Below are 26,395 nucleotides of genomic sequence, written 5' to 3'. Positions count from 1 at the left end.
AACAAATATTTAATTTAAAAGTTATCAATCTACTGTAGTAACAACGAGTTACCGATCGCCCTTTCCGTTACTTCTTCCCCTTCGCCTGCGCCAAAAGCGCCTGATAATCAGCTCTGTCAGGATTTAGCTTCACCAACTTCTCCAAAGGCTCGATCGCCCCTTTAGCATTATTCATCTCCAACCGCACATTTGCCAAGCCCTCCAGAGCCGTCTGATTCTGAGGTTCCCGCTGCAAAACCGTCTCATATCCCCGTTCCTGGGCCGCCAGCAGAGACTCCTGAGAAACCACAACAGCAGCCACGGGTTTTTGTCGGTGCTGGCTGCTCAAACCGCTGCTGAACAGACTCACCATACCAAAAATTGTCGAACCCGCAAAGCCAGCCATTGATACAAACGCAAAAATCTGCTTAATACGATCGCCCTTACGAACCTGACTATCACTAGACTTTTTCTGCGTACTTTCCATTGCTAACCTTTACTGTAGCTGTTTTCCAGGCACTCGCACTCGTACCTATATCTAGATTGCCCAAGTTCGATCGCAAAACGATCAGTTTTAAAATGTGGAATTCTTTAACACAAAATTTGAAATTTGTCAACACTATTTAAATAAGAATTATGGAAGTGCGATCGAGAGTGAAGGACGATCGCACTTATAATTCTTTAGCCGTTATCCTGCGGTAATTCTCCAAACTGCGATCGATAACTCGCTAGCAAAGATTCCAGTTCAGTCGCCCGTTGACTTTCAGCCTCAGCCCGTTGACTTTCGGCCTCAGCCCGTTGACTTTCAGCTTCAGCCCGTTGACTTTCGGCTTCAGCACGTTGACTTTCAGCTTCAGCCCGTTGACTTTCAGATTCAGCCCGTTGTCGTTCAGATTCAGCCCGTTGTCGTTCTGCTTTTAAAGCTGAAGCCAATTCATCGGGAATCAATAATTTCTCTCCATTATCTTCCCGATAAAACCCAATCAATTTTCCTTCTATTTCTAACCGCAATTGCAATACATCGCTGCGACTATCTCTAATTAATTCATACCCATCTTCCCCCAATCGATACCCGCGCAATTGTTCGGGAATCCATTCACCTCTAGGGTCAAACAACCAATATTCCTCAACTTCTATCCCCTCATACAAGTCTTTTTTATTGATTATATCTTCCGACTTTGTGCCCGGTGATGTTATTTCAAAAATCACTTTCGGCACTTGGCCTTCTTCCCAGATTTTGTAATTATCTCTGCCACCTGGTTCTACATCAAAAATCACCATCACATCAGGTGCTACGCGCAGTTTTGGGAATCCTTGAGCGTAGTACAAATATTGGTTTGCTAAAATTTCTGCCACTGGTTCTCCATCAGCGCTAGGGTATATGATTTCAGAAGTTTTGAGGGTGGTAACGACTGCTGTCATGGTCGTGCTTCCTGTGAGTTGTATACATATTATAAACTTTTTTGCTGTAATTAAGTAGGTTAATTTAATTAATATCAAATCCGGTAGCATCGGAATGATTATTAGCCGAAATTAGGAGAAGGCAGTGCCGTGTCCCTACCCAAAATATTGTAGGGACACGGCACTGCCGTCTCCTCTATATCATAGGTCGTGTAACCGGAATTGATATAACCTAAAATGCGATCGTTCTTAGAAGAACCCTGACTTCTTTAAGAAGTCGGGGTTCTGGGAGTTCTGTTTTTTAGTTTGGTCTATTTAATACCTCTTATCCTATGACAATTCTCCTTATTCATTCACAATTCCTGCTTCAAACACCTGTTGAGCAGTCAAGTTTAACTCGGGGAAAGCACCGGATTCAATTCTATCGTCTCCCCGGAATTGCGCCAACTCGTATTCCCCGTCAACTAATTGATATACCGAAAGCGTCGGTTGTTTGGGATTGCCTATGTAGCGTCTTCCACCCAATCCCAAATAATCCACAATCCAGTATTCAAAAATGCCCATTTCTTCATAATCTCGCAGTTTGGTAAGATAATCAGTCTGCCAGTTGGTGCTGACTACTTCTACTGCCAAACGTACTGATGAACCCATTGTGATAATCGATTCTGCTGCCCAACGTGGTTCATTTATCACTTGCTGGCGATCGAGAACTATGACATCTGGCTCATATCCTGATTCGTCGCGATCGGGTTTAAGGACACATTCTTTGGGAAGGAAATAGGGCAATCGGGTATTGCGACATATAACGCCAACTTCTATATTGAGAAAGCCAGATATTTCTGAATGTTGGCCAGTTCCTTTGGGCATTTCAATAATTACTCCATTGTGCAGTTCGTAGTGATGTTCTGAATTTTCAGGATACCAGGCAATGAATTCGTTAAATGTTACTAATTTTGTTAAGGCTTGAATCATGTCGATTGCTCCTTTATTCTAATTATATTTAATTTTAGTTGACTCTAACTATTTTTGTAGGGGCGATGCCCCGCCCCTATACTATTTATTCTACGGCAATTTTCCAAACTGCTCTCGATAACGCGCTAGCAAAGATTCGAGTTCAGCAGCACGCTGACTTTCCGATTGTGCACGTTGACTCTCCACTTCTGCGTGTTGCCGTTCCGCCTCAGCCCGTTGCCGTTCCGCTTTTAAAGCTGAAGCCAATTCATCAGGAGTTAATAATTTTTCTCCATTATCTTCCCGATAAAACCCAATCAGTTTTCCTTCTATTTCTAAACGCAGTTGCAATACTTCGCAACGACTATCTGTAATTATTTGATAACCCTCTACCCCCAGTCGATATCCGCGCAATTTTTCAGGAATCCATTCACCTTTTGGGTCAAATAACCAGTATTCCTGAACTTCTAATCTTTCATACAAATCTTTTTTAATCACTTTATCTTCCGACTGCGTGCTTGGTGATGTCATTTCAAAAATCACTTTCGGCACTTGTCCTTCTTCCCAGATTTTGTAATTATCTCTGCCACCAGGTTCTACATCAAAAATTACCATCACATCAGGTGTTAAGCGGACTTTTGGGAAACCTTGAGCGTAGTATAATTTCTGCCACTGGTTCTCCATCAGCGCTAGGGTATATGATTTCAGAAGTTTTGAGGGTGGTAACGACTGCTGTCATGGTCGTGCTTCCTGTGAGTTGTAGCTCTATTATAAACTTTTCTGGTGTTAAGCTGGCGCGCATCTAATTTTAACAATCATGTTTCTGGAAACAACGAGTGGGGCGATGCTCCTACCTAGCCCCAAAAAATTAAATTTTAAGGCCGCAACAGCTTACCAATTCTTCAATGATGCCACATACGCTCAATATTTTTGACTAATAATTGAGCTCGATCGCCCTTTTGAATTCCTTAACTGCCTCAACATGACTCGGCATATTAACACACCTGACAAGTAAATCAATATCGAGTTCTGGGAGCAATTGAGAACTCGCAATCTGTTCGTATCCTTCCTCTCCCAGAGCATACAGAGACAGTCGGCTGTTTTCCCAAAACCAGACTTCAGAAATTTGCAGGCGTTTGTAAGCCTCTAGCTTATCAATTCCGCCGCTAGTTACGACTACTTCGATCGCTAAATCTGGACGTTCTCTATCAGCACCCAATTCGTAAGATTTGTCTGCTTCACACTTCACTCGTTCCGATTCATTTTCTAAAGTCAACGAACCCGTTGGAGTGAAATCGATTCCTGCTTTCAGCAAATATGTTTCCAGTAAAGCACCAATTCGTTCTTTCCCTATTTCGTGTTTTCTTCCAGGCATTCTCTGAATCTCCAGTATCCCATCTAAAAATGACAGCCGAACTCCGGGAATATCCAGCATCGGTTCTAAGGTTTTGAATTGTTCCCAGCTTAACCCTGGAAATAGTAACGGCCGATCTAATTTTTCTTCTAATGTTGTTGCAGTCATGGCGCTCCTTTATTCCTAATGTAAAATCTCAAATCGATCGACCTTCAAATGCCATCAGGATCGATACCCTGACTCATCAAGTATGCCATTAGGCGATCGGCCCGCTGGCGTTCCTCATCGGCCCGCTGTTGTTCCTGTTCCACCCGTTCCGCACCCCACAGCAACAAATTGCCATTCTCATCCCACCAGCGCAACCAATAACCCGTTCTCTGAGATTTTTTTCCTGACCAAACCCCCAGAAATAAACCCATTGATTCTATCCAAAATCGACTATTAGCATCTGGTTCTTGCTTTGTGTACTGTCCTGAAACCAAAAGGTATACTTCTAATTCTCCCGATTTAGGATCGAAGATTGCATAAACTGGAACTTGCAAAATTTGCTCGTAAAACCGCCACTTGCCGTAAGGATATTTTGATATTGTCGAATATTCACTGCCCTTAGTATCCGATAAAAATTCCATCACTACTGCTGGAACTTATCCCTCAGCAGTGCGCGTATAACTGCGGCGGACTTCTCCTAGTTCTGCTGGTAATACCGAGGGAACGTAGACCCAATCTGGTGCTTTTACTACTGTTTTGTCATTGACTTTGGCGCACAGTCCAAAGTTGGAAGCTATTAGCATTGAAGCTATGATAAATCCTGCAAGTTCCAAGGCTTCTCGCAGGGCGGCTGCTAAAAGTGGTTGGTCGATGTTTTCAACTGGATCGTCCGGTAATTTAAAATCGTCTGGCAATTTTTCCCAAGTTATATTGTACTTGGTTTGCGTTGCGGGCGGTTTTGATAATGTTTGCGTCATTGCTTTTCCTTGTTTCGATTGAAAGAGTTTTTTTAATAAGATTTGCACAACTTTAATCTCGGGGTGCGCGCTGCCAACCTTACTAACTGAAACCTCTATAATGCGTACCTTCCTAACTGTAGGGCGCGCCACGCACCTTACCGACGGTTATTCAATGATACCAGATTTCAAGGAGTATTTTCGGGAGCAACTGGTTCTGCTGATTTTGCAGTTTGAGAAGGAATAACAGGCAATTTTTGCTGTTTGTTAAAACTGGGCAATCCCGGCTTAACAGATTGATTTACTGCCGTTGTACTCGCATTTACTTTCTCTGAAATAGGAGCTAATGTTTGAGCAACTTTAACTTGCTGCCGCAGTTGTTCTGTCGAGCCCAACAAGCCTCCCAATCCGTTAAATAACCTGCGAATGTTGTTGCGGAAAGCCGGGTCTCCCGTCAGTTCATCCACGTCGGAAGTGATTTTCTGCACGTTCTGAAATGTAGCTCGTGCAGAATCTAGGGTTTGTTGCAATAATAGCAAAGTTGCGGGATTGTTTAGCTGGCTGGATAAGTCTCGCAAAGTAGCAGAAGCTTGGGCTGCATTGGCTGAGAGGATTTCTAAATTGTTGAGCAATTGTCCTTGGTTGATTCGATTAATTGTTGGACTCAAACTGCTGACGGCTACCCGCAATTCTTGACTGCTTTGATTGATGTTATTCAGGGTTGAGACTAAACTGGCGCGGTTGGTTATTACTAATGAATTGACTTCGTTAGCTGTTAATGTGATTTTATTTGCTGCTTGAGTTACTGAATTGGCAGAATTTATTGCAGCGGCCGATACGGCTTTTGTGGAAGTGTCCGCTGTAACTGCTACTTTAGAAACATCTGCGGCGACTCCTGATATTTCCCCCTTGAGCGATTGATTCAAACTGCTGGCTTCTCCTTTTAAAGATTGATTCAAACTGTTTACTTCCTCCTTTAAAGATTGGGTCAAACTGTTGGCTTCCCCTTTTAAGGATTGATTTAAAGTTGCCAATTCGGTTTTTACTGACTCACTTAATTTACCAACATCTCCAGTTACAGATTTATTCAAAGTTTTGATTTCTGCTTTTGCTGTTTGAGTTAAACTTGATAAATCTTGAGTGAGTTTAGCTGCACCTTTAGCTGTACTGGCTGTATTCTCTGCAATTGATTTAATATTGTTGAACAGCGCGGGGTCGGTGTATAAATTAGATAGGCGGACTGTGGATCGAATCAGTTCGTCTAGACTGACTCCAGCTTGACCTTTTAAGCGGGAATTTTTGCAGATTATCTCAGGGGGACAGTCGGTACTAATGGGATTGGCGGTAAGTAACGATTCGGGCAAAATTGAGTTGGGGGTAATGTCGATCGACGATTCGCCAATTAAACCCGATTTATTTGCTTCGATCGCCACATCGCGCGGCATGACTAAAGTACCGGGGGCTATCTCCATTGTCACCTCTACGCCGTTGGCGCTGGCTTTGATGGCGGTAATTTTACCGACGGCGACGCCGCGATACCTGACGGGCGTGCCTATTTGCATTCCCTGGGCGCTGGCAAATTCTACGGCGAATTTGTAGCTGCGGTTGCCTAGTTGTACGCCCTGCAACCAGAGCACTAAGCCGCCAAATAAACCGATTCCTACTAAAATCAAGAATCCGACAGAACCTTCTCTTACAGTTCGCGATCGCATATTGCCTCCTTTGGCAATTGGCAGTTGGCAGTTGGCAGTTGGCAGTTGATAGTTGATAGTTGATGGTTGGCAGTTGTTAATTTTTATCTGATGTGTTGCCTATAGATTTTAGATAGGCGTTTAGTCGGGGTGACAGTTCGTCAATAATTGGCTTGAGTGTTTCTACTTGTGTAGTTGTTAGTAGTTGCCTAGTATAAGCCCGTCTCAACCAGTGCTTTGTTTCATATAAAGAACCTCTGGCAATCTTGATAAATCTCCGATGATCCTGATAGCTGCCTCGACCATCTCCTTCAGCAATATTAGCACCAATACTATCAGCAGCTCGAATAATTTGCTTGCCGACCGTATCTTTAGCTAGTGCGTCCCATTTTATAACAATATTCCAAATTTCATCAGCTAATTTTTCTGATAATTTATAAACATCTAATTTTTGAAAATTTGTTTGTGACATATCCCATCTCCCAATAATACAAACAATTAACCACTGCCAACCGCTTTCCTAACAACCGCCCACTGTCAACTAACAACTGCCCACTGTCAACTAACAACTAACAACTGCCCACTGTCAACTAACAACTGCCAACTGTCAACTAACAACTGCCCACTGCCAACTGCCAACTGCCAACTGCCAACTGCCCACTGCCAACTGCCCACTGCCAACTGCCCACTGCCCACTGACAATTGACTATCCAATCACTTGAATTGGGCCGGTAACGCTGCCACTAAAAAATTGTTTAATTAACAAATTATCTGTCGATGCAATGTCGCTGACAGTTCCCTCCCACTGCACTTTGCCTTGATAGAGAAACACGATGCGATCGGCAGTCCGGCGAATGGTACTGTCTTGGTGAGTGACGATCGCATAAGTGCTACAAACTCCCTGAGCTCTCTGCAAATCCCGAATTAAATCTTCAATTACCGTCGAAGCGATCGGATCTAAACCCGCCGTCGGTTCGTCATACAGCAAAACCTCCGGATTGTCCCTCGCATTATCGGGATTTGCCATGATGGCGCGGGCAAAACTTACCCGCTTCCGCATTCCCCCAGACAACTGCGCTGGATAGCGTTCGCCAATTCCCCGCAAACCCACCATCTCTAACTTCTCCTCCACCAATTCCCGAATCCGGCGGCGCGGCAGCTTAGAATGCTGGTACAGTAAAAAACCGACATTCTCCTCTACCGTAAGCGAATCAAACAAAGCAGCTTGCTGAAACACCATCCCAATCCCGATCGGATCTGCCACGTCGTCCACCCATCCCATCCGTCGCTGTCCCTGAACGAAAACCTCGCCCGCATCCGGGGCCAACAAACCCGCAATTATCCGCAAAATCGTAGATTTCCCCGTCCCGGAAGGGCCAATAATTGCCAGGGCCTCTCCCCGATATATCCTCAGATCCACTCGATCGAGGATCGGGTTATCCCCGAAGGACTTACTTACCCCCTTGAGTTCGATTAGCGGCTCAGCCATAAGATGCGATCGATTATTATGTTGTCAGTCATCAGTCATCAGTCTAGCTAATGACTAATGACTAATGATTAATGACTAATGACTTAAATTGACTGCCAGAATCAAAACTCTCTTGTATTGTAAATTTGTCAGCTTGAGCTATTCCAATACCATTAAGACTAATTAACCATGTCAATTAGTTCATTTCCTAAAGCCCTGCGAGTCTTTGCCAAAGCTAAGCAGGTTTTTGTCCAATCCAGAAATCCTTACCCTTCTTCTTTGCGGAACGGGCGAGTTCACCAGTGGTTTAAGTGGTTGGCCCCCGGACTGTTGGTGAAACGGTGGCTGCTGATCAGTGCTAGCGGTGTGGTACTTGCCACTTTGGGTTTAGCGATTTGGACTGGGATGACTCCGATCTTTTTGCTGTTGCAATTGTTGAGAAATTTTTTGACTTGGATTGCGGAAGTTATTCCCAATTACGTGTCGGGCCCGATCGTGATTGCGGGCGGAATTTTGTTAATTCTGTGGGGCCAAACTCGCAGTTTGAACTCGATTACCCAAGTGCTGATGCCCGAAGGCAATGAGGAATTGGTCGATCGACTCCTCAACCACCGCCGCTTGCACCGCGGCCCGAAAATTGTCGCCATTGGAGGGGGTACAGGCCTTTCTCATTTGCTTAGGGGATTGAAAGATTACAGTGCCAAAATTACTGCGATCGTCACGGTCGCCGATGATGGCGGGTCTTCCGGGCGACTGCGACGGGAAATTGGAGTATTGCCGCCGGGAGATATTCGCAATTGTTTGGCCGCTTTGGCCGATGAGGAAAAGTTATTAACTGAGTTATTTCAATATCGCTTTCAAGCCGGTGACGGTTTGGTTGGTCACAGTTTTGGGAATTTGTTTTTGACTGCGATGAGCGATATTGCTGGAGATTTGGAACAGGCGATCGCCGCCAGTTCTAAAGTTTTAGCTGTGAGGGGGGAGGTGCTGCCGGCTACTCTGAGCGACGTTTCTTTGTGGGCAGAACTGTCTGATGGCCGAAGAATTGAGGGGGAGTCCAGCATCACCAAAGCTAACGGAAAAATCGTCAAAATTGGCTGCAATCCGGCTAATCCTCCGGCTTTGCCCAGGGCCGTCGAAGCGCTGCGGGAAGCGGATTTTATTATTATTGGGCCGGGGAGTCTTTATACGAGTGTGATTCCGAATTTGTTGGTGAAGGAAATTGCTGATGCGATCGCCAATAGTGAAGTTCCGCGCATTTATGTGTGCAATATTATGACTCAGCCGGGAGAAACAGACGGATACAGCGTTGCCGATCACATTCGGGCGATCGATCGGGCTTGCGGCCGCCCCCTATTCGATGCTGTAGTAGTTCAAGGAAAAGTCCCATCTGCAAAATCTTTGATCCGCTATTCTCAGGAGAATTCCTATCCGGTTGTGCTCGATAGAGAAGCCATAACGCAACTGGGGCGGCGAATTGTCATCGCCAATGTCATGGATGAAGATAAAAATACCGGTTTAATTCGCCACAATTCCCAAAGATTGGCGGGGATGTTGCTGCGTTGGTACGGGCGAGCCCAGAATATTTAAGCTGATTAAGGGGGAGATGGGGAGATGGGGAGATGGGGAGATGGGGAGATGGGGAGCATCTCATTTTTGCAAAAAGCATTTTTTTTACAGTGCTGTCCCCGCTCGCGTGCTTTGTATAGCACGCGAGCGGGGACAGCACTCTTAAAGCAAAACTGAGATACACCCCAACCGATAATGACTAATGACTGCTGTTCGCGAGCGGGGACGCTCGCACTTCTGACTAATGACAACTGACTAATGACTAATGACAACTGACAACTGACTACTGACTACTGACTGAAATGAAAACTTTGCTTGCAGATTTTGAGGCTACGCGCCAGTTTGGTATTGCGTTAGGTCGATCGCTCCCACCAGGCACTGTAATCTTGTTACAAGGAGACTTAGGCGCCGGCAAAACCACCTTGGTTCAAGGTATCGCCGAAGGTTTGGGAATCTCCGAATCTGTGGAAAGTCCTACTTTCACCCTGATTAACGAGTATTTTGCAGGGCGGATTCCGCTGTATCATCTAGACTTGTATCGACTCGAACCCGAAGAAGCGGAGGCTTTGCACTTAGAGAGTTATTGGGACGGATTAGAAAGGGATTTGGGGATTGTGGCGATCGAATGGGCCGAAAGATTGCAGTACAAACCCGAAAAATATTTGCAAATTTCTTTGAGTTATCTCGATAACGGGCGCCAAATTGAATTGATGGGGACTGGCGAGTTATTGGATTGGGAATGGGAAAATTGAGGAAGTGCGATTCACGCTCGGGATAGCCACAGCGCGTACTTACTGCGGCGGGCGGTTGACTCGAATCAATTTGCCCCTCAAAGTTTCTTCACCAGCAATAGCATCATTAATGCGTGTTGCCAATATTTCTACATTCCGATTTTTAGTGCAGACAATAATACCTGCATGGTCTGGCTTTCGGTTGTGCAGTCCGATAAAATCAAACCGATTTAATGTCAAAATAGCGCGATCGTTACTCACAGCAAATTCTAGCACTTCAGGATCGGGAATGCCCAGATTTGCTTTTCCTGCTTCCTGAACTGTAAGCACATTGTGACCAAAAGCCCGCAGCAATTCCACAACTGGCAAAGGAAATTGTTCGTCTGCATATAATAATGCCATAAGTTATGCTTCCTCATTTTTGCTGATTGCTTGTTCAATTTCCTCTATATGTGAATCAGCATAAGTCCAAACATTGACCAAATCAGCAGCACTTAGATGGGGATAAAATTGGAGAAGTTCGGAATCGCTTGAACCTTCATTGCGAAAACCAACAAGCAGCCACACTGGAATGCGAGTTTTGGCAATACAAGCATCGCCGCCGCACACTTCGGGAGTCTTGGTAATTCCCGGCCAGCTATTGCTTAAACTTTGGGTTAACAGCCGTATTGCTTCAGATTTCTCGGTCGGAGTTAAGGCAAGAAGTTGTGTTTCTAGTTCTTGGAGCATAGGTAATATCGCCTCGATCGTAAGGGAATATACTCTGATAATTTTAGCACAACTTTTGCTGTAATGTTTTAGGTATGTAGTTGCGCTTCAGCGCTGAAGCGCAACTACATACCTTTGTTTATATAAATTGACTACTCAACGTCAAATGTCAAGGCTTTACCCCTGACATTTGTATCTAATTTACCGTTCTCAAAAACAACTTTTCCTCCCACAACTGTCACCACGGGCCATCCAGTTAAATTCCAACCCTCAAAGGAACTCCAGCCGCACTTGCTCGCCATTTCTGCTCCGATCACCGGGCGGTAGTTGTCCAAATCAACTAAGACTAAATCGGCGTCAAAACCCGGAGCGATCGCCCCTTTGTTCGGAATCTTATAAGCCTTCGCAACAGCCGCAGACATCCAATTAGCAACTTGTGCAACTGTACACCTTCCCTCGACTGCTTGCGTCAACATCAAAGGCAAAGAAGTTTCAACTCCGGGCATTCCCGATGGGCTATTTGGATATTCTTGAGCTTTTTCTTCTAACGTGTGCGGCGCGTGATCGGTGGCGATAAAATCAATTACGCCATCGAGTAAAGCTTGCCAAAGTATTTCGTTATCGCGGGTGTCCCGCAACGGCGGATTCATCTGGGCTAAACTGCCAATCTTCTCATAGGCGCTGGTATTTAACAGTAAATGCTGCGGCGTTACTTCTGCTGTTACCCAACTCGGTTTTTCTTGTCGCAAAAACTCGGCTTCGTCGCCAGTTGAAAGATGCAGAATGTGCAGTCGGCGCTGATATTTTTTAGAAAGTTTTACGGCTAGCTGAGTTGCTAACAAGGCTGCTTGATTGTCTTGAATTTGCGAGTGTACAGCTAAATCGGTACTGCCGGCAAATTCCTGACGACGCTGATTAATTCTAGTTTGATCTTCGGCGTGTACTGCAATTAATCGATCGCCCTTTGCGAAAACTCGCTCTAAATTTTCCTCTCCATCCATCAACAACTGTCCGTGCATCGAACCCATAAACACCTTAATCCCCGGAGTCGGATTCGCATCCAACAAATCCGGTAAATTCTCCGGCGTCGCCCCAATAAAAAAGCCGTAATTGACCAAACACTTGTCAGCAGCGCGCCTTAGCTTGTCATCTAAGGCCGCTTGGGTTGTGGTTAGGGGGCGGGTATTCGGCATTTCCAAAAACGATGTCACGCCGCCCTTAGCGCAGGCACAGCTAGCCGTAAACAAATCTTCCTTGTGTTCCAAACCCGGTTCGCGGAAGTGTACCTGCGGGTCAATTACTCCGGGTAAGAGAGTTAAGCCGATCGCATCTATTTCGCGATCGCACTCTGCCGCAATCTCGGGAGCAACCCGAACAATTTTGCCATCGCTAATTTGCACGTCCCCTACCAAAAACTCACCGTCTGGTAACAGAATGCGAGCGCGACGGATTAACAAACTTGATGTGGTCGGCATAAGCTATAATTAAATAGGTAATGTACGTAGAAGCCCAGACAAATTTTATCCTCAAAAGAGTTAGAAAAATACTAATAAATATAACTAGCTTTCAGGAAAATTGTAATTTTTACGATCGACCTCGGCGCACTTTACTCAACCAGATAGTACAAAAACTCGCGTCTGGGGCGCAGATTTTGCAGATTTCCTCAAAAAACCCCGAAATAAGTTTATAATTTGTATCCAGCCCAGTGACTTAAATACTTATGACTCGTCTAGACAAGTCAGCCGACCAAAAACCCCCGCAAGATACCGAAAATCCTTGGATAGAAGGAATTAAGACGATCGGCTTAGCAGCATTCTTAGCCTTTGGTATCCGCACCCTGGTTGCTGAAGCTCGCTACATTCCCACCGGCTCAATGCTCCCAACCTTGCAAATTAACGATCGATTAATTATAGACAAGGTGAGCTATCGACTTCAAGACCCGCAGCGAGGAGATATTATCGTGTTTATGCCTCCCGATCCGGCGAGTTTGTGCACGGGACAGCCGCCGCCGATCAAAGATGCCTACATCAAGCGAGTGATCGGACTTCCGGGCGATACTGTGGAAGTCAAAGATGGAAAAGTTTATATCAACAAGCAGCCGCTACAGGAAAAATATATTGAAGAAATTCCGCAGTATCCCTACGGGCCTGTAGTTGTATCTCAAAATTCTTACTTGGTACTCGGGGACAACCGCAACGCAAGCTGTGACAGCCATTATTGGGGCTTTGTACCCAGACAAAATATCATCGGTAGGGCGATCGTCCGTTTTTGGCCTCTCAACCGCACAGGCTCGATCGACCCCACACCGATTTATCCCGCTAAAAAATAGCTACCATTCAAATCCTCGGCGGTTGGAAACCGCGTCTATACAAACGATTCAAATCCTCGGCGGTTGGAAACCGCGTCTATACAAACGATTCAAATCCTCGGCGGTTGGAAACCGCGTCTATACAAACAATGTCCGCCTCCGCGGACTAAGAAATATGGAATTTCAGAGCAATGTGCGATGGCTTACGCCCCGCTACGCTACGACTCTTCAACCCGCGGAGGCGGGTTTTGTTGGTATAGACGCGGTTTCAACCGCCGGGTTTGTGGGTTGATCGGTGATATCAATTCCCGTTGCATCAGTATTGTTCAAACCGTCAACTGTCAACTGTCAACTGTCAATTGTCAACTGTCAACTGTCAACTGAATGACGTTTCGCGATCGAGAACTTTCACAACCTTGTTATACATATCCTCAGCTTCTTGTGGCGAATTGCCAATACTCGTCAATCCCAATTTGCCAAACTCCGACAAACAACCCATTAAATGAAACACGCTCCCCGTCTCAGTACCAGTGTCAAAATGCAGTTGATTGTCAGCAATAATATCCATCAAATCATTCGGCAACAATCCCCGATACCGCTCCTTTTTCAAATTATCCGAAGCCACATAATATTTCGGACGGCCCTGCTGGCTGTAAAATAATCCCGTAGTTCGCTCGTACCGACCGTTTGTTAACAGCTTCAAAGCCATAAACGGATGAGTTGTACCTCCTTTACGCAAGTTAATTTCTATTGCTTGAATATCCCATTTCCCGTCCGATTGCTTGACAGCAACATAATCCACTCCAAATCGCTCCAAAGCACCTTTTGCTGCTAAATTTTTTCCCACTTTCCATCCCAATTCTTGCAACGCCAGCCGATAGGATTCATCCGCCGGAAATCGGCAACCCAAGAAAATTTGACCGTCTGGGCCGCCTAAAATCTGGTCGTGGGTTGACAGAATTTCAACTTCGCCACTGGGGACAATTCGACCTTGAACGCTGGGCGATCGCTTTTCTTCTCCTTCGATAAATGCTTCCGCAATTGCCCCTAATTCGGGAATGCGGCTGCTGAAATTTTTCCAGGTTTCGCCTGTTGATTGAAAGCGCAAATTGTGGAAGCAATCGCCAATTGCTTTAACTCTTTCTTGAGGTGCTTTACCTGCGATCGGCTTCAAATCTAAAATTGCATTTCCTTCCCCCGAAAAACCTTCATTTAACTTAATTACCATCCGCTGCAAATCCGGCTGTCTTTCCCACAACGCAGCCGCAGCTTGGGCCAAATCTTCTGCATTCCAAACCAACTCGGAACCGTCAGGATAAGGTACGCCAGCTTCTTGAAAAATTTGCCTGCTGCCGCTTTTTGTTCCCCAATAAAGCAAATCCGGATCGCTAGCCCACAAAGGAATTCCCAATTTAACAGATAACTCGCGCTCTAAGGGCGTCGAGTTGTAACAAACCATATAAGATTTTGTCGGGCGTACTGCTTGGCGAATTCGCTCCATCAAGCGAGGACGTTCTAAAATTTTCTGGGTGAGGGATTTCGCCGATGCATCGTAAGCCGAGAACAGCAAAAGGCGATCGCGCGCGTGAGAAAATGGAATACCTGGGAGCAATTGCAGGTAATAATCTATAATCATGGGGTGCAGCGGCTCCGAGGTGATGTAAATTAAGCGCGTGCGAGGATTTCGCAGGCGAATCAATGAAAATAAATGCCGCTCTTCGTAGTGGTAAGCACCCTCAACTTTCAGAATTTCTTGCTGATCTAAGCTGAGAGAAGGAATGACGATAATATCACAATCTCCGCTGTCAAATTCTTCTATCTCTCGCCAACGTTCGCGTAATTCTGTCTGAAGATTGCGAAATTTTTGCGAGTATTCGGAAGATGAATTGTTTGACTCTTGCATGGCGTTTTCTCCTAATTATTCAAATAATTATTGCTAATGATGTAGGGTGCGTCAGCCCAAATAGTTGAGACAACTCAACTGGCACTCTTATAGGGGTTAATTTTTAGCTACGTTGTTGCGCTTGGGCGCTTACATATATAAAGAGCGCTGAAGCGCAACTACGTACCTTTGAGCGCTGAAGCGCAACTACGTACCTTTGAGCGCTGAAGCGCAACTACGTACCAAGATGGCGCTGAAGCGCAACTACGTACCAAGATGGCGCTGAAGCGCAACTACGTACCTTTATTTAAATTGACAAAATTCTCAAATAGTGACTTAAGGTGCGTCAGTTCAAATATTTGAGGCAAATCAAACAGTTTTTTTCAGCGCACCCTACCGGGAACTAAGAAGTTCGCCGCACTCGAAAAAGTTTGGCGTATGCCAATATCGGCTCTAGGCGGCGTTGATTTTGCTTGAGTGCCGATCGCAATTTTTCCGAAGGGCGGAACACCAGAGGAGCCGAATATTTGTTCAGCATCTCGATATCGGGCGACTGACTCAACAGCATAAGTCGTACATCTTTGTCGAGCAAATAACTTAGGGAGAGCAAATCTCCCATGTTAGTAAAGTCATTACCGCGATCGCTAATTACAATTGTATCTTTAATCGAGCGATTAGCCATCGCCTCTTTGTTAATATTTCTCGCAACTTCAGCATTAAAATAGCTCAAGTCTTTGCTCCACCAAGTATCAGCAACACCGCTGACTGTACAGGATGCTATGCTTGCTGTAAATACCCCGGCTAAAACGACTTGCCAAAACCGCTGCTGAGTTTTCACATTATTGGCCAGCAAGCAAGCAACTGCTAGCTGCACCCCCGGAAAGCAGGAAATCAGATACCGACTGACGGCGGAGCGTTTGCCACCTAGGATTATATCCGGTAAAACTAGCATCAAAAACGGGACGAAAATTGATGTTACAATAAACAGCAAAGTTGAAATATTTGTGCGGCGGCAGATGTTGTAAACGGCTGCTGCAATTAACAGCAAAAATGGCAATCTTAGCAGATAAGTCCAGATATTGTCAAAGCCGAAGTCGAAGTCAAAAAATAAGGCTGTAAAGCTGAGCGTCCACAATTTTGCCAGGTACAGCCAACCAGGAGATATTCGCGTCCAATCTGTCGTTGCTGAGGCTCGTTCCAGGTTGGTCGCCAGCACGTAAATCCACGGCAGATACAAGATTAAAGCTGCTGTTACTGCTAAGAAAAATTGCGAATTAGTTAAGTGACCTCGCAATTTTCTTTTTTTGACAAACAGCCAGCAAGCAATTATAAAAACTCCATGTCCGACAAGTGTTAACGTGAAGAAAGGGTGAGTGTAGCAACCGATCGCGATCGCGATCGAGTAATACGCCCAATTTTGCCACCCCCGCAACCGCAATGCTCTCAGCAGCAGCCAACTGCTGCCAATCACCGTTGCAGTCAGCAAACTGTACTGCCTTGCTGTCTGAGCAAACAAGATGTCAAAGGGAGATAAAGCCAACAGCGTTGTTGCTACTAAGGCTGCCAAATTTGAAGCGAAAAGTTCCTGGGCTAAAGCGTACATCAAAGGCAGCGACAGCAAACTCAATATTGCTGGCAAACTGCGGGATGCTGCAAGAGAACTGCCAAATTGCTGCATCCACAAACGAGCCATCAAAAAGTACAAAGGCGGATGCTGCGGGTCTTCTAGTGCTAAGGAACGTATTGTGTCTGCTGCTGTACTCCCCGGTTTGATCCGCTGATATTTCTGCAATTCTGGTGCGGGAATAATGCGGTTTTGAAATAGTTCGTCGTCGATTTCTTGCCTGGTAAAACCAGCGGCGCGGATTGATGTGTAAGCTTCGTCGTGCCAGTAAAGTTTGCGATCGATCTCGAAGAACCGAAATCCGATACCTAGTAAAATGCCGATCGCCAATAACCAGATCAGCAACCGCGAATTTTGAGGATTTTTGGGATTAACAGATGTGTCTTGATGTGTTGTAGATGCCATGCTTGTCCTAATTGTAGCGATCGTCCCAGATGCGTACCGATCGACTCCGGGGACGATCGCACCACTACGCTCAGAAACCGGGTTTTTTACCGGGTTCGCCTGCTGCAACCTGTGTATTGCTGTGGAAAAACCCGGTTTCTCTCCACCCCCGTTTGGGCCCTGTAAAAGATCGATCGATACCTGTACAGATCCCAACCGACCATTATTCTACCTTCTGCCGAAAGCCTTCTACCTTCCAAGCAAGAGCCACCTTCAACAGTTGACAGTTGATAGTTGACAGTTGACAGTTGACCGAAGGAGAGCGACCTCTACCCTTAAATCCGAGGATTGGAGTAATGAATAGTCTGATTTTAATTTCTCTCTCGAAGGCGGGCGGGCTTTCAACCAATTCTTTCTGGTGAGGGCGCGATCGGGCCCAACCACCGCAAAATCAAGAATTCTAAACCAAATCCCCCCAGAACCTCCAGACCCCAAAAATAACTGCTAACATACGTGTTGTACAGTTAATCAACAAGCTCCGCAAGGGGTCTACCCGCGTACCGAAAATGGCAAAAAAAGAAGCTTCTACAAAAACTACTGAAAACACAGAAAAGCAAAAAGCCCTAACTTCCGTACTGTCCCAAATCGAGCGCAGCTTTGGCAAAGGAGCGATCGTCCGATTGGGAGACTCCACTCGCATGAGGGTAGAAACCATCCCCACCGGAGCTCTGACACTGGACATTGCTTTGGGCGGCGGTTTGCCAAAAGGCCGAGTAATTGAAATTTACGGCCCCGAAAGTTCCGGTAAAACTACTCTAGCGCTCCACGCGATCGCCGAAGTCCAAAAAACCGGCGGCATCGCAGCCTTCGTAGATGCCGAGCACGCCCTCGATCCCACCTACGCCTCAGCATTAGGCGTCGATATTGAAAATCTCTTAGTTTCCCAGCCGGATACCGGCGAAATGGCCCTAGAAATTGTCGATCAACTCGTGCGATCCGTCGCCGTCGATATCGTAGTCATTGACTCCGTAGCCGCCCTCGTCCCCCGCGCCGAAATCGAAGGCGACATGGGCGACTCCCACATGGGTTTGCAAGCCCGCTTGATGAGCCAAGCACTGCGGAAAATCACCGGCAACATCGGTAAATCCGGCTGTACCGTGATTTTCCTCAACCAATTGCGGCAGAAAATCGGCATAACTTACGGCAACCCCGAAACCACAACCGGCGGTAACGCCCTCAAATTTTACGCCAGCGTGCGGCTCGACATTCGCCGCATTCAAAGCTTGAAAAAAGGTACCGAAGAATACGGCAACCGCACAAAAGTTAAAGTTGCTAAAAATAAAGTTGCTCCGCCTTTCCGCATTGCCGAATTTGACATTGTATTTGGTAAAGGCATTTCTACCTTAGGCTGTCTGACTGACTTGGCAGACGAGATGGGAGTAATCCTGAAAAAAGGTTCTTGGTATAGTTACAACGGCGAGAACATCGCTCAAGGACGAGACAAAGTGATTCAACACATGGAGAAAAATATCGATTTCAAAAATGAGATCGAGCGGCTAGTACGGGAAAAACTTGATACTGGGGCAGTGGTTTCTGCTAATTCTGTCGCTCCTGTGGATGTCGATGCTGATGATGTCGATGCTGATGATGATGAGGTTGTTGATAATGATGACATTCAAGATGTAGGAGACATGGAAGAAATTTAAATTTTGTCGCGATCGGTCATTAGTTCTGTCCGCGAAGAGCGTATTGTATAATATGCTCTTCGCGGACACCACTAAAATCAAAAATGCTTGTTACAAAAATGAGATGCTCTCAAATTAAATGGGTGCATCTCATTTTTGCATCAATACTAGCTCGCTTCGAGTGCGTAGGCGCAAGCCGGGACGTAGCCATCGCCCGAGGAAATTTCCCTCACCGAGAGCTATTGAGGTGCGTCGCTACTCGAAAAGTCGATTTTAATTCACAAATTTTTAATGGCGACACACCCTACGAATAATATTGCTACAGGGCAAGCTGTCAAATGTTTACTTCACCCTGCTTCTGGTCTCTTCACCTTGATTCACTTGGTAGCACTCGCATCACTGCGTTTACACGCTTCAGCTTCTGACTCATTGCAGGTGCAAATACTTAGGAGCAGAATAGATTCATATACGTAAGTAAAGGAGTTCCAATCACCGCTAAATACTGTGGAGTTTACGGTTACTTCCCTCTGGGTCAAGCTGCGGTAACTAACACTAGCCAGATTTTGACAACTGACAGATTTCACCTCTGAGGCTGTTTGTAAAGAAATGTAAAAGCTCCTGAAAGTTAATTGCTGTTACAGAATGTAGGATTTCTGAGCTGAACTGTAAAAAAAAGTTGTCTTGATTCATCGCAAAAATGAACTGGACAAACATGAATTTCATTTTTCAGGAACTTAAATTCTTATCCCAGGAGAATCAATCATGACTGACGGTCAATTAGGAGTTATATTAAAGATGGCTCAAACAATTAATCCTCAAATTGAGAGCGATCGACATTTTGAAATAGACTTGGAAAAATTGCGTCAACTGCCAGCAGGAACATTAGGGTGCGAAGTGGCGCGATTTCTAGACGAACAAGGGTTTGAGCCGATCGCATCTGGAGACTGGATTCAACGAAACCACGACGTTTAACCGGTTCTCACTGGTCTTTCACCTTCTGCCGAAGATGAATTTGTACTTCAAGCGTTTACTCGCGCTCAAGTATTTCGCCCTTCCTGTGCGATTTTAGTGTTAGTTGGATTGCTAAGTGGCAAATGCCCGATCGGACAAATTATCAAAGGTTTAAAACATGGAAAATTAGCCGAGCGGCTAATTGACTGGGACGTTGCATCTGATTGGGAAACTCCCTTATCTGAAGTCCGAGAGAAACTGGGGATTCTACCATTAATTGATTAATTTTTTAACTCGTCACTGCACTGCAAAACTATGCAAAGCACAATTTACAAACCGGTAATCAGCCTGAGCCCGCGAGAAAGAGCGATCGCCCAATTAGTAGCCCAAGGTCTGCCAAACAAATGTATTGCCAAAAATTTAAATATCAGTCACTGGACGGTGGCTACTTACGTGAGGCGGATTTTTATCAAACTCGGTGTTTGTTCTAGAACTGCGATGATTGCACTGTTGATGCAAGAAAATATGCTCTGGGACTCATGAGTCGATTTAAGATTTTAGATTTTACGTTGACTCACCTTGATGAATCAGGGAACTTGAACTATGGTCTAAAATTTGGGAATCGATTTTGACCCTCGTGTCGGGCATTTATACCTGTTTTTGAGGCGGAATAAGTTAGATATAGCGGTTCTCAGAAAGATGCGGTACGTAGTTGGGCTTCAGCCCTCTTAGTTTAATGGTTATAGAAGCTGTCAACAGTTGACAGTTGACAGTTGACAGTTGACAGTTGACAGTTTGAGAGCGACCTTTACCCTTAAGTCCGAGGATTGGAGTAATGAATAGTCTGATTTTAATTTCTCCCTCAAAGACTTGGGGCTTTCAACCAATTCTTTCTGGTCAATCATACCTCATCTCTTTGAGAAAGGCTATAGTAGGGTGCGTCAGCCTGATTTAATTCTCTGGTAACTCAGAAATTCTCTACTGACAAGCGAATTTCTTGATGGTACCCGCCACATGATTTATCCGTGGAATCCCCAAATCGAAAATCGAAAATCCTCTCTTCCCCCGAATTTATCCGTGGGGTCGCCTCTAAAATCTAAAATCTAAAATCTAAAATCTAAAATCGATTGACGCACCCTACAGACATACTCGGAGAAAAATAAAAACCCAGTTTCCGTGTGAAACCGGGTTTTTATTTGCAATATTTAAAACCTTTTATGCCAAAGCCAAAGAACGAGAAGAATTTCTCAAAAAATTCAGCAATTCTCGATTCACCGTTTGCGGCGCTTCCTGCTGAATCCAGTGACCACAATTAGGGATTAATTTTAACTTAAACGGAGCGCTAATTAACCGATCCAAACCTTCTACAAGTGTGTGGCTCAAAAACGCATCTTCTTCTCCCCAAAGCACCAAAGTAGGCACTGTCACAGGATCTAACTTCTGCCCCCAATGCCAAAGACGCTGCGGGTGAAACATCTGCTGGTAATAATTCATCGCCGCCGCTAACACTCCTGGCTTTTCTAAAGCGGTTTGATAAATCTTAGTTTCCTCAGCGCTAAAAGCTCCTTTGCGAACAGCTTGTCCTTGCAAGATATTTTGTACAAAATCTTTCAAATTTTGCCGGATCAACCATTCAGGAATGCCGGGAACTTGAAATGCCAAAATATGCCAACTGCGGCGGAGTTGGTCTAAATTGCTTGCCATTTCCTGCACGAATCGCTGCGGGTGCGGAGCGTTTAAAATTGCCAAGCGGTTGAGTTTTTCGGGGAATTTTTGAGCTAAATGCCACGCGATCGCACCACCGCAATCGTGACCGACAATGTGCGCTTTTGTATAGCCCAGCCGATCGATCAAACCGCGAATATCAGCACTCAGCGTATCCAAATCATAACCGCTTTCCGGCTTGTCCGAATCGTTGTAGCCCCGCAAATCCGGCACCACAACCTTGAAATGACGCGCTAAGGCAGGAATTTGATGGCGCCAAGAGTACCAAAACTCAGGAAACCCGTGCAGGAGGATCACGAGCTCGCCTTCTCCTTGGGAAACGCAGTGCAAGCGGATGTTGTTGGTTTCGACAAAGATGTGTTGCTGTTCGGAATCTAAAGACTTCATAGTTGGAAAGTTAGACTTATTTTCGGGCTGTACAGAACTCGCCGACTGATAGCAGGTTCAAACAGCCCAATGGTTTTAATTCTTCTGTTTTTATTCTAGCTGCTTTTCGATCCCCGCCGCTGCAATCTCATTAAACTTAAAACTTGTAGAGTTTTTCGCCGAATAGCAAGGGTTTGAAGCCCTTACTCAGGTCGGCAGATTGTGATAAGAACGGAGTTTAAATCTATGTTCTTATCACTTCGCACTCAACTGTCAACTGTCAACTGTCAACTGTTTAACGTCTTGTTTTTTAGGTGTAACTACTTAGATAAACTTTCTCACCTTAAATCTGTGGTTTTAACAGCGGCGCAGGCGGTTTAATAATAGCACAATTTCGTCCGTTGCCGATCGCATTTTTGAAGCAGACAGATCGGATTGATTGATGATAATACTAAACACCAGCGGCTCGTAATTGGGAACTTCGATATATCCCGACAGCGCCGAAACTCCGCTCAAAGTTCCAGTTTTTGCTTGCAAAATTACGCGGTTTGGTGTAGAGTTTATGCGATTTTTCAAAGTACCGCTATCGCCAGCCACGGGCAGTGATGCGCGGTAGATAGATCCAGTAGGTGAATTCGCCATCAATCTCAAAGTTTGCACCAAGGCTTCTGGACTAATTAAATTGTGGCGGGAAAGTCCGGAACCGTCGGCTAATATGTAGCTGTTTGGATTTACACCTAATTGAGTTAAAGCTATTTTTAACTCCTTCAAACCAATTTCACCTGTATCCTCTTGTGGCACAGGCATCTTGCCTGTGACTGCTTGTGAAACAGGCATGGAGCCTGTGACTTTTCCCAACAATCTCAATAAAACTTCTGCATAAAGATTGTTACTTTCCCGATTAGTTTCTTTCACCAATTCGGCCAGCGGTGGCGATTCAACAAACGCTAATTCCTGATTTAAATTGCGAGGAACAGGGGCAACCAAAGCTTGTTTGACAGGGATTCCCTCAGCTACTAAAACTTGCTGAAAATGCTGTAAAAAATTATTAGCGGGATTGACAACTGCGACATAAGCTGATTCAGATTCCGCACCAACTTTCAACTGCCCGCCAACTCGAATGACAGGCCGATCGAACTCCCTGCCAACTTCAATAAACTCCGATTCGTTTTGAGAGACTGTGACTGAATTGTTCAGAATTTGCCACTGATTGGCTAACTTTGGTTCGGCAAAAGTGACTTTCAGAGGTTGCCCGATCGCCTGTGGGGACAAAACAAGCTCGATCGCGTTTTGATTGAAAATTAAACTGTTAACCGGCGCGCCATAGCCAGCTTGGGCGTCTTCCCATTCCCAATTCGGATTGACTGCACTGCCTTGAAAATAGCTGTCATCGCCAATCAACTCATTTATGCGATCGACTCCACGACGTTTCAACTGCTGTGCCAAGTCCTTCAACTGAGCCTCTGCAAGGCTCGGATCGCCCCTACCGGCAACATACAAACTCCCATTTTCCCCGCTGTAAACCGATGTCTTAATCCGAAAATCTGCACCGATTTTCTGCAAAGCAGCCGCTGTGGTTAGCAGCTTGACATTGGATGCTGGAATGAAATATTTGGTGGCGTCGCGGCTGTAGAGAGTCGCAGTAGATGATAGCGGTTGAATCAAAATGCCCCAGCGCGATCGGCTAAATTCAGCACGATTGGCGATCGCATCTACCTTCGCCCCCAATTCCCCAGGACAAATATCCCCAGCCACCGCAGACGTTTGAGCGACTACCGCCGACGTGCGCCCCAAAATTAGGACTAACAAACTAACCGCAATTCCTTTAATTCTCAAAGCATCACTTCCATCACAATAGACTTCTTAGAAAAGTCCTTTAAATCAAATTTTCGGACGGGCAAGAAGCCCGTCCCACCAAAAAAATCTTTTCTTGTGGAACGGGCATCTTGCCCGTTCCAGGTATTTTTGCAAGAGGTGCGATCGCCATTCAAAATACTTTTTGGCGAAGCATGACCGCATATAAGTTATTAGTTATCATCTCATATTGACTGCGGTCATGCTTCGCCCCTACGGATATATTCGCTTGCATTGAGATGCACCCGAAAAATATCTGCGTTCATCTGCGCTTATCTGCTTTAAATCTGCGGTTAACCACCAATCAAAGACTTAAGAGAAAAGTCCAAATTAGATGCAAACATATCTTATAAAAATCACCGAGTCAAGACTAATAATAATAACGCATATGAATTCTCGGATTGAACAGCGCCTCTACAGGTTTTCCGCCTTTGAGGTGCTGTTCCACGATCAACGGTACATCACTCGGTTTAACTCGACAATACCAAATTTGGTCTGGGGTGACTCGCACAGTCGGGCCCGTGTTGCACTGTCCCTGACAGCTAGAAGCTTCAACTTTTACCCCTGGGACTGGTTGGGCTTCAAAGGCAGCTAGCACTGCTGCTGAACCATGTCTCAGGCAAGATTGATACTGGCAAACTAATACACAGCGCGTTTCTGGTTGGGTATCTGCTTCTGCGGCGGTAGATTCTGGCATCGCTAAGAATTTATCGGCTGTTTAATTTATCTTAACAATGTTGTGAGGTCGATCGCCCGCGCGCTTGACTGACAAACGGCAGAATTCGTGAGTGCGATCGCAAAAACCTTGATAAATTCTGGCATTCAAACTATTTGAGTCCTTCTAGCTTGTCACGAATCCCTTCTCCCCGGCTGCTTTTCTTCAGTCTGTGTCACGCTTTCCCTATATGATCGGATGTAGAGCAACAACTAAATCAACCGCCAATCATGCCCAAAACAGTAGCCGATGTGATGAGTCGCGATCCGATTTTGGCGCGCCCCGAAACGCCCTTAAACGAAGCGATTAAAATTTTAGCCGATCGACGTATTAGCGGCCTTCCCGTTGTAGATGAGAATGGTTTATTGGTAGGAGTCATCTCCGAAACCGACTTGATGTGGCGGGAAACCGGCGTTACTCCGCCCGCTTACATCATGGTACTCGACAGCGTGATTTATCTAGAAAATCCCTCGCGTTACGAGCGAGAACTCCACAAGGCTTTAGGGCAAACAGTAGGAGAAGCGATGAGTCAAGAGCCCGTTACCATCGAACCAGACAAATCTGTCCAAGCAGCAGCCAAACTAATGCACGATCGCAGCATCCACCGATTGCCGGTAGTCGATAGTGCTGGCAAAGTAATCGGCATCCTCACTAGGGGAGATATTATCCGATGGATGGCAGCCGAGTCTTAATTAATTGTTGCAGTTGAAGGATTGTATCAGAAAATGAGCCGATCGCTCCTTCAATCTCTAAGCTTTTGGCAATCACCAATTACCAATTACCAATTACCAATTACCAATTACCAATTTTAAAATCGCATGAGTATTACCCCTGAATCTGTCGAACAATTGCTAAATTCCGAGGATTTTGGCGAAAGGTTGCGGGCTGTCAACCAACTGCGGCAGCTAGAACCAGCGATCGCCTATAATTTGATTCAAATTGCGATCGGCGACAAAAACGTCCGCGTTAGATACGCAGCCGTCAGCCAAATGTCAACCCTCGGCGAGCAAAATCTGCCGAACGCTTTAGAGGTACTGCTTCACAGCTTGCGAAACGATCCCGAACCCGACGTGCAAGCAGCCGCAGCCGATGCTTTGGGCGCCTTGAAATTAACCGCTGCTTTAGAAGATTTGCAGCAAGTTTACAGCAGTACATCTGAATGGTTGGTGCAACTCAGCATCGTCGCAGCTTTGGGAGAAATGGGCGATCCAAAAGCATTTCCGATGTTAGAAAATGCCCTGGGTTCTGAAAACGAATTGATCCAAACTATTGCCATCAGTGCATTAGGAGAATTAGGGGATAAACGGGCCCTGCCGCTGCTGCTTCCCTACGCTTCCAATGCAGATTGGCAGATTCGTTATAGAGTCGCCCAAGCTTTGGGGCGGTTGGGCGGTGTCGAAGCAGATGCAGCTTTGGAAATTCTTGCCAAAGATGAGGTTGAGCAAGTGTCTCAGGAGGCTAAAGTCGGACAAGATAATATTTTGAAATTGTGAGTTTTGAGCGGTGAATTTTGAATTAATTGAGAATTTTTTGTGAGGATTCTACTAAAAAATTAGTTGGCGCGCGATCGCTAACAAGAGTGAAACCCGGTTTCTTCGTAGATTTTTCGTAACTAAACGCAAAACTCGAAGAAACCGGGTTTCTAGCCCCCAGCCCGCGAACTGGGCGCGCAATATGAACCTTAGTGACGCTCCTACATCAACCGCAAGCGGTATATTGTAGGCATCTGAGTCCTGTTAAGGATATCGAGATCTTCCTTCCCGCGGACTCCAATGGTTTCCCTTTACGGCGTTTTATAGTGAGGAACACGTCCCGCCCCACTTGTCACCTGAATTTTTTGGACTTAGACCCAGATTGTTATTCTTTGATCCAAGATCTAAGTATTTTACCACGACTATTGAACTTTTGTTCATCTCGTCATCCACCCGCCCACTGCTCAAAGCTGCGCTTTGAGATTATGGACAGGTGGAATCGGAGTCTCACACGCCTCTCATCCCACACTAACCTTCGATCGGTATGCCTCTAATCATTAATTTATTGGACAAGACTGGACAATGCGTACATGGCGATCCATAATACTAATATGGCAAAGTACGTGAAACCAA

25 protein-coding genes and 2 pseudogenes are annotated in these 26,395 nt (G+C 45.5%); 9 read left to right on the top strand and 18 right to left on the bottom strand.

The features are described from left to right. Positions 1-67 precede the first annotated feature (67 nt). The 10 genes and pseudogenes from JGK11_RS26410 to JGK11_RS26365 all read right to left on the bottom strand — a co-directional run bounded on the left by JGK11_RS26410 (position 68) and on the right by JGK11_RS26365 (position 7,809). Positions 68-466, bottom strand: coding sequence for a tetratricopeptide repeat protein (locus JGK11_RS26410; RefSeq protein ID WP_293213490.1), 399 nt, complete (start codon positions 464-466; stop codon positions 68-70). Between the two features lie 194 nt (positions 467-660). Further along, positions 661-1,401 (bottom strand): Uma2 family endonuclease, encoded by a 741-nt coding sequence (locus JGK11_RS26405; RefSeq protein WP_293213487.1) that lies wholly within the window; start codon positions 1,399-1,401, stop codon positions 661-663. 324 nt (positions 1,402-1,725) lie between these two features. Then, positions 1,726-2,352, bottom strand: a complete 627-nt coding sequence (locus JGK11_RS26400) for a Uma2 family endonuclease (protein WP_293213484.1) — start codon at positions 2,350-2,352, stop codon at positions 1,726-1,728. Positions 2,353-2,442: 90 nt separating this feature from the next. Next, positions 2,443-3,070 (bottom strand): annotated as a pseudogene (locus JGK11_RS26395) (Uma2 family endonuclease). 195 nt (positions 3,071-3,265) lie between these two features. Beyond that, a complete protein-coding gene (locus JGK11_RS26390) occupies positions 3,266-3,853 on the bottom strand; it encodes a Uma2 family endonuclease (protein WP_293196212.1) in 588 nt (195 codons plus the stop codon). Between the two features lie 44 nt (positions 3,854-3,897). After that, positions 3,898-4,650: pseudogene (locus JGK11_RS26385) on the bottom strand (Uma2 family endonuclease). Between the two features lie 167 nt (positions 4,651-4,817). Next, entirely contained in the window at positions 4,818-6,341 is a 1,524-nt protein-coding gene (locus JGK11_RS26380; protein ID WP_293196214.1) for an MlaD family protein, read from the bottom strand. Positions 6,342-6,417: 76 nt separating this feature from the next. Then, the gene (locus tag JGK11_RS26375) at positions 6,418-6,792 is read right to left on the bottom strand and encodes a four helix bundle protein (RefSeq protein ID WP_293182666.1); all 375 of its coding nucleotides are present in this window, start codon (positions 6,790-6,792) and stop codon (positions 6,418-6,420) included. An 86-nt stretch (positions 6,793-6,878) separates the two neighbouring features. Then, complete coding sequence (locus JGK11_RS26370) at positions 6,879-7,034, bottom strand: hypothetical protein (protein ID WP_293192049.1); 156 nt, start codon at positions 7,032-7,034, stop codon at positions 6,879-6,881. Then, positions 7,027-7,809: an ABC transporter ATP-binding protein gene (locus JGK11_RS26365; RefSeq protein WP_293192047.1), complete on the bottom strand. Its 783-nt coding sequence runs from the start codon at positions 7,807-7,809 to the stop codon at positions 7,027-7,029. Before JGK11_RS26365 ends, JGK11_RS26370 begins: the two co-directional genes overlap by 8 nt. Positions 7,810-7,977: 168 nt before the next feature. Here JGK11_RS26365 and JGK11_RS26360 point away from each other — a divergent pair, with 168 nt between their 5' ends. Next, positions 7,978-9,378, top strand: coding sequence for a gluconeogenesis factor YvcK family protein (locus JGK11_RS26360; protein ID WP_293192044.1), 1,401 nt, complete (start codon positions 7,978-7,980; stop codon positions 9,376-9,378). 281 nt (positions 9,379-9,659) lie between these two features. After that, on the top strand, positions 9,660-10,109 hold the full coding sequence (tsaE, locus tag JGK11_RS26355) for a tRNA (adenosine(37)-N6)-threonylcarbamoyltransferase complex ATPase subunit type 1 TsaE (protein ID WP_293192042.1): 450 nt from the start codon (positions 9,660-9,662) through the stop codon (positions 10,107-10,109). 39 nt (positions 10,110-10,148) lie between these two features. Here tsaE and JGK11_RS26350 read toward each other — a convergent pair whose 3' ends face one another. The 3 genes from JGK11_RS26350 to JGK11_RS26340 all read right to left on the bottom strand — a co-directional run bounded on the left by JGK11_RS26350 (position 10,149) and on the right by JGK11_RS26340 (position 12,271). Beyond that, positions 10,149-10,490: a DUF5615 family PIN-like protein gene (locus JGK11_RS26350; RefSeq protein ID WP_293192040.1), complete on the bottom strand. Its 342-nt coding sequence runs from the start codon at positions 10,488-10,490 to the stop codon at positions 10,149-10,151. Positions 10,491-10,493: 3 nt separating this feature from the next. Then, positions 10,494-10,817: a DUF433 domain-containing protein gene (locus tag JGK11_RS26345; RefSeq protein WP_293182674.1), complete on the bottom strand. Its 324-nt coding sequence runs from the start codon at positions 10,815-10,817 to the stop codon at positions 10,494-10,496. A gap of 131 nt (positions 10,818-10,948) precedes the next feature. Continuing rightward, on the bottom strand, positions 10,949-12,271 hold the full coding sequence (locus tag JGK11_RS26340; RefSeq protein ID WP_293213481.1) for a dihydroorotase: 1,323 nt from the start codon (positions 12,269-12,271) through the stop codon (positions 10,949-10,951). A 245-nt stretch (positions 12,272-12,516) separates the two neighbouring features. Here JGK11_RS26340 and lepB point away from each other — a divergent pair, with 245 nt between their 5' ends. After that, complete coding sequence (gene lepB, locus JGK11_RS26335) at positions 12,517-13,125, top strand: signal peptidase I (RefSeq protein ID WP_293196220.1); 609 nt, start codon at positions 12,517-12,519, stop codon at positions 13,123-13,125. A 355-nt stretch (positions 13,126-13,480) separates the two neighbouring features. On the opposite strand, the gene JGK11_RS26330 is transcribed toward lepB, so the two are convergent. Both JGK11_RS26330 and JGK11_RS26325 read right to left on the bottom strand, forming a co-directional pair. Further along, entirely contained in the window at positions 13,481-15,007 is a 1,527-nt protein-coding gene (locus tag JGK11_RS26330; RefSeq protein ID WP_293182680.1) for a peptide ligase PGM1-related protein, read from the bottom strand. Positions 15,008-15,389: 382 nt separating this feature from the next. Beyond that, positions 15,390-17,210 carry a glycosyltransferase family 39 protein gene (locus tag JGK11_RS26325; protein WP_293213478.1) on the bottom strand — a complete coding sequence of 607 codons (1,821 nt, stop codon included), beginning with the start codon at positions 17,208-17,210 and terminating at the stop codon, positions 15,390-15,392. Between the two features lie 350 nt (positions 17,211-17,560). On the opposite strand from JGK11_RS26325, the gene recA reads away from it, so the two are divergent. From recA to JGK11_RS26305, 4 genes are all read left to right on the top strand, one after another. After that, positions 17,561-18,700, top strand: a complete 1,140-nt coding sequence (recA, locus tag JGK11_RS26320) for a recombinase RecA (protein WP_293182686.1) — start codon at positions 17,561-17,563, stop codon at positions 18,698-18,700. 741 nt (positions 18,701-19,441) lie between these two features. Continuing rightward, positions 19,442-19,651 carry a hypothetical protein gene (locus JGK11_RS26315; RefSeq protein ID WP_293182688.1) on the top strand — a complete coding sequence of 70 codons (210 nt, stop codon included), beginning with the start codon at positions 19,442-19,444 and terminating at the stop codon, positions 19,649-19,651. Between the two features lie 96 nt (positions 19,652-19,747). After that, on the top strand, positions 19,748-19,915 hold the full coding sequence (locus JGK11_RS26310) for a hypothetical protein (RefSeq protein WP_293182690.1): 168 nt from the start codon (positions 19,748-19,750) through the stop codon (positions 19,913-19,915). Between the two features lie 30 nt (positions 19,916-19,945). After that, a complete protein-coding gene (locus JGK11_RS26305; RefSeq protein ID WP_293148388.1) occupies positions 19,946-20,173 on the top strand; it encodes a helix-turn-helix transcriptional regulator in 228 nt (75 codons plus the stop codon). 672 nt (positions 20,174-20,845) lie between these two features. On the opposite strand, the gene JGK11_RS26300 is transcribed toward JGK11_RS26305, so the two are convergent. From JGK11_RS26300 to JGK11_RS26290, 3 genes are all read right to left on the bottom strand, one after another. Next, the gene (locus tag JGK11_RS26300) at positions 20,846-21,742 is read right to left on the bottom strand and encodes an alpha/beta hydrolase (protein ID WP_293213475.1); all 897 of its coding nucleotides are present in this window, start codon (positions 21,740-21,742) and stop codon (positions 20,846-20,848) included. 336 nt (positions 21,743-22,078) lie between these two features. Then, a complete protein-coding gene (gene dacB / locus JGK11_RS26295) occupies positions 22,079-23,557 on the bottom strand; it encodes a D-alanyl-D-alanine carboxypeptidase/D-alanyl-D-alanine-endopeptidase (protein ID WP_293213473.1) in 1,479 nt (492 codons plus the stop codon). A 388-nt stretch (positions 23,558-23,945) separates the two neighbouring features. Next, the gene (locus JGK11_RS26290) at positions 23,946-24,272 is read right to left on the bottom strand and encodes a (2Fe-2S) ferredoxin domain-containing protein (RefSeq protein ID WP_293213471.1); all 327 of its coding nucleotides are present in this window, start codon (positions 24,270-24,272) and stop codon (positions 23,946-23,948) included. A 248-nt stretch (positions 24,273-24,520) separates the two neighbouring features. Here JGK11_RS26290 and JGK11_RS26285 point away from each other — a divergent pair, with 248 nt between their 5' ends. Next, positions 24,521-24,982 (top strand): CBS domain-containing protein, encoded by a 462-nt coding sequence (locus JGK11_RS26285; RefSeq protein WP_293182698.1) that lies wholly within the window; start codon positions 24,521-24,523, stop codon positions 24,980-24,982. Between the two features lie 126 nt (positions 24,983-25,108). After that, positions 25,109-25,783, top strand: a complete 675-nt coding sequence (gene nblB / locus JGK11_RS26280) for a phycobilisome degradation protein NblB (protein ID WP_293182700.1) — start codon at positions 25,109-25,111, stop codon at positions 25,781-25,783. The last annotated feature ends 612 nt before the right edge of the window (positions 25,784-26,395 follow it).

The organism is Microcoleus sp. PH2017_34_RAT_O_A, from assembly GCF_020737885.1.
In the GTDB taxonomy this organism is placed as follows: domain Bacteria; phylum Cyanobacteriota; class Cyanobacteriia; order Cyanobacteriales; family Microcoleaceae; genus Microcoleus.
Note: the sequence above shows the minus strand (reverse complement) of the source record. Positions and strands in the feature narration are given on the sequence as shown.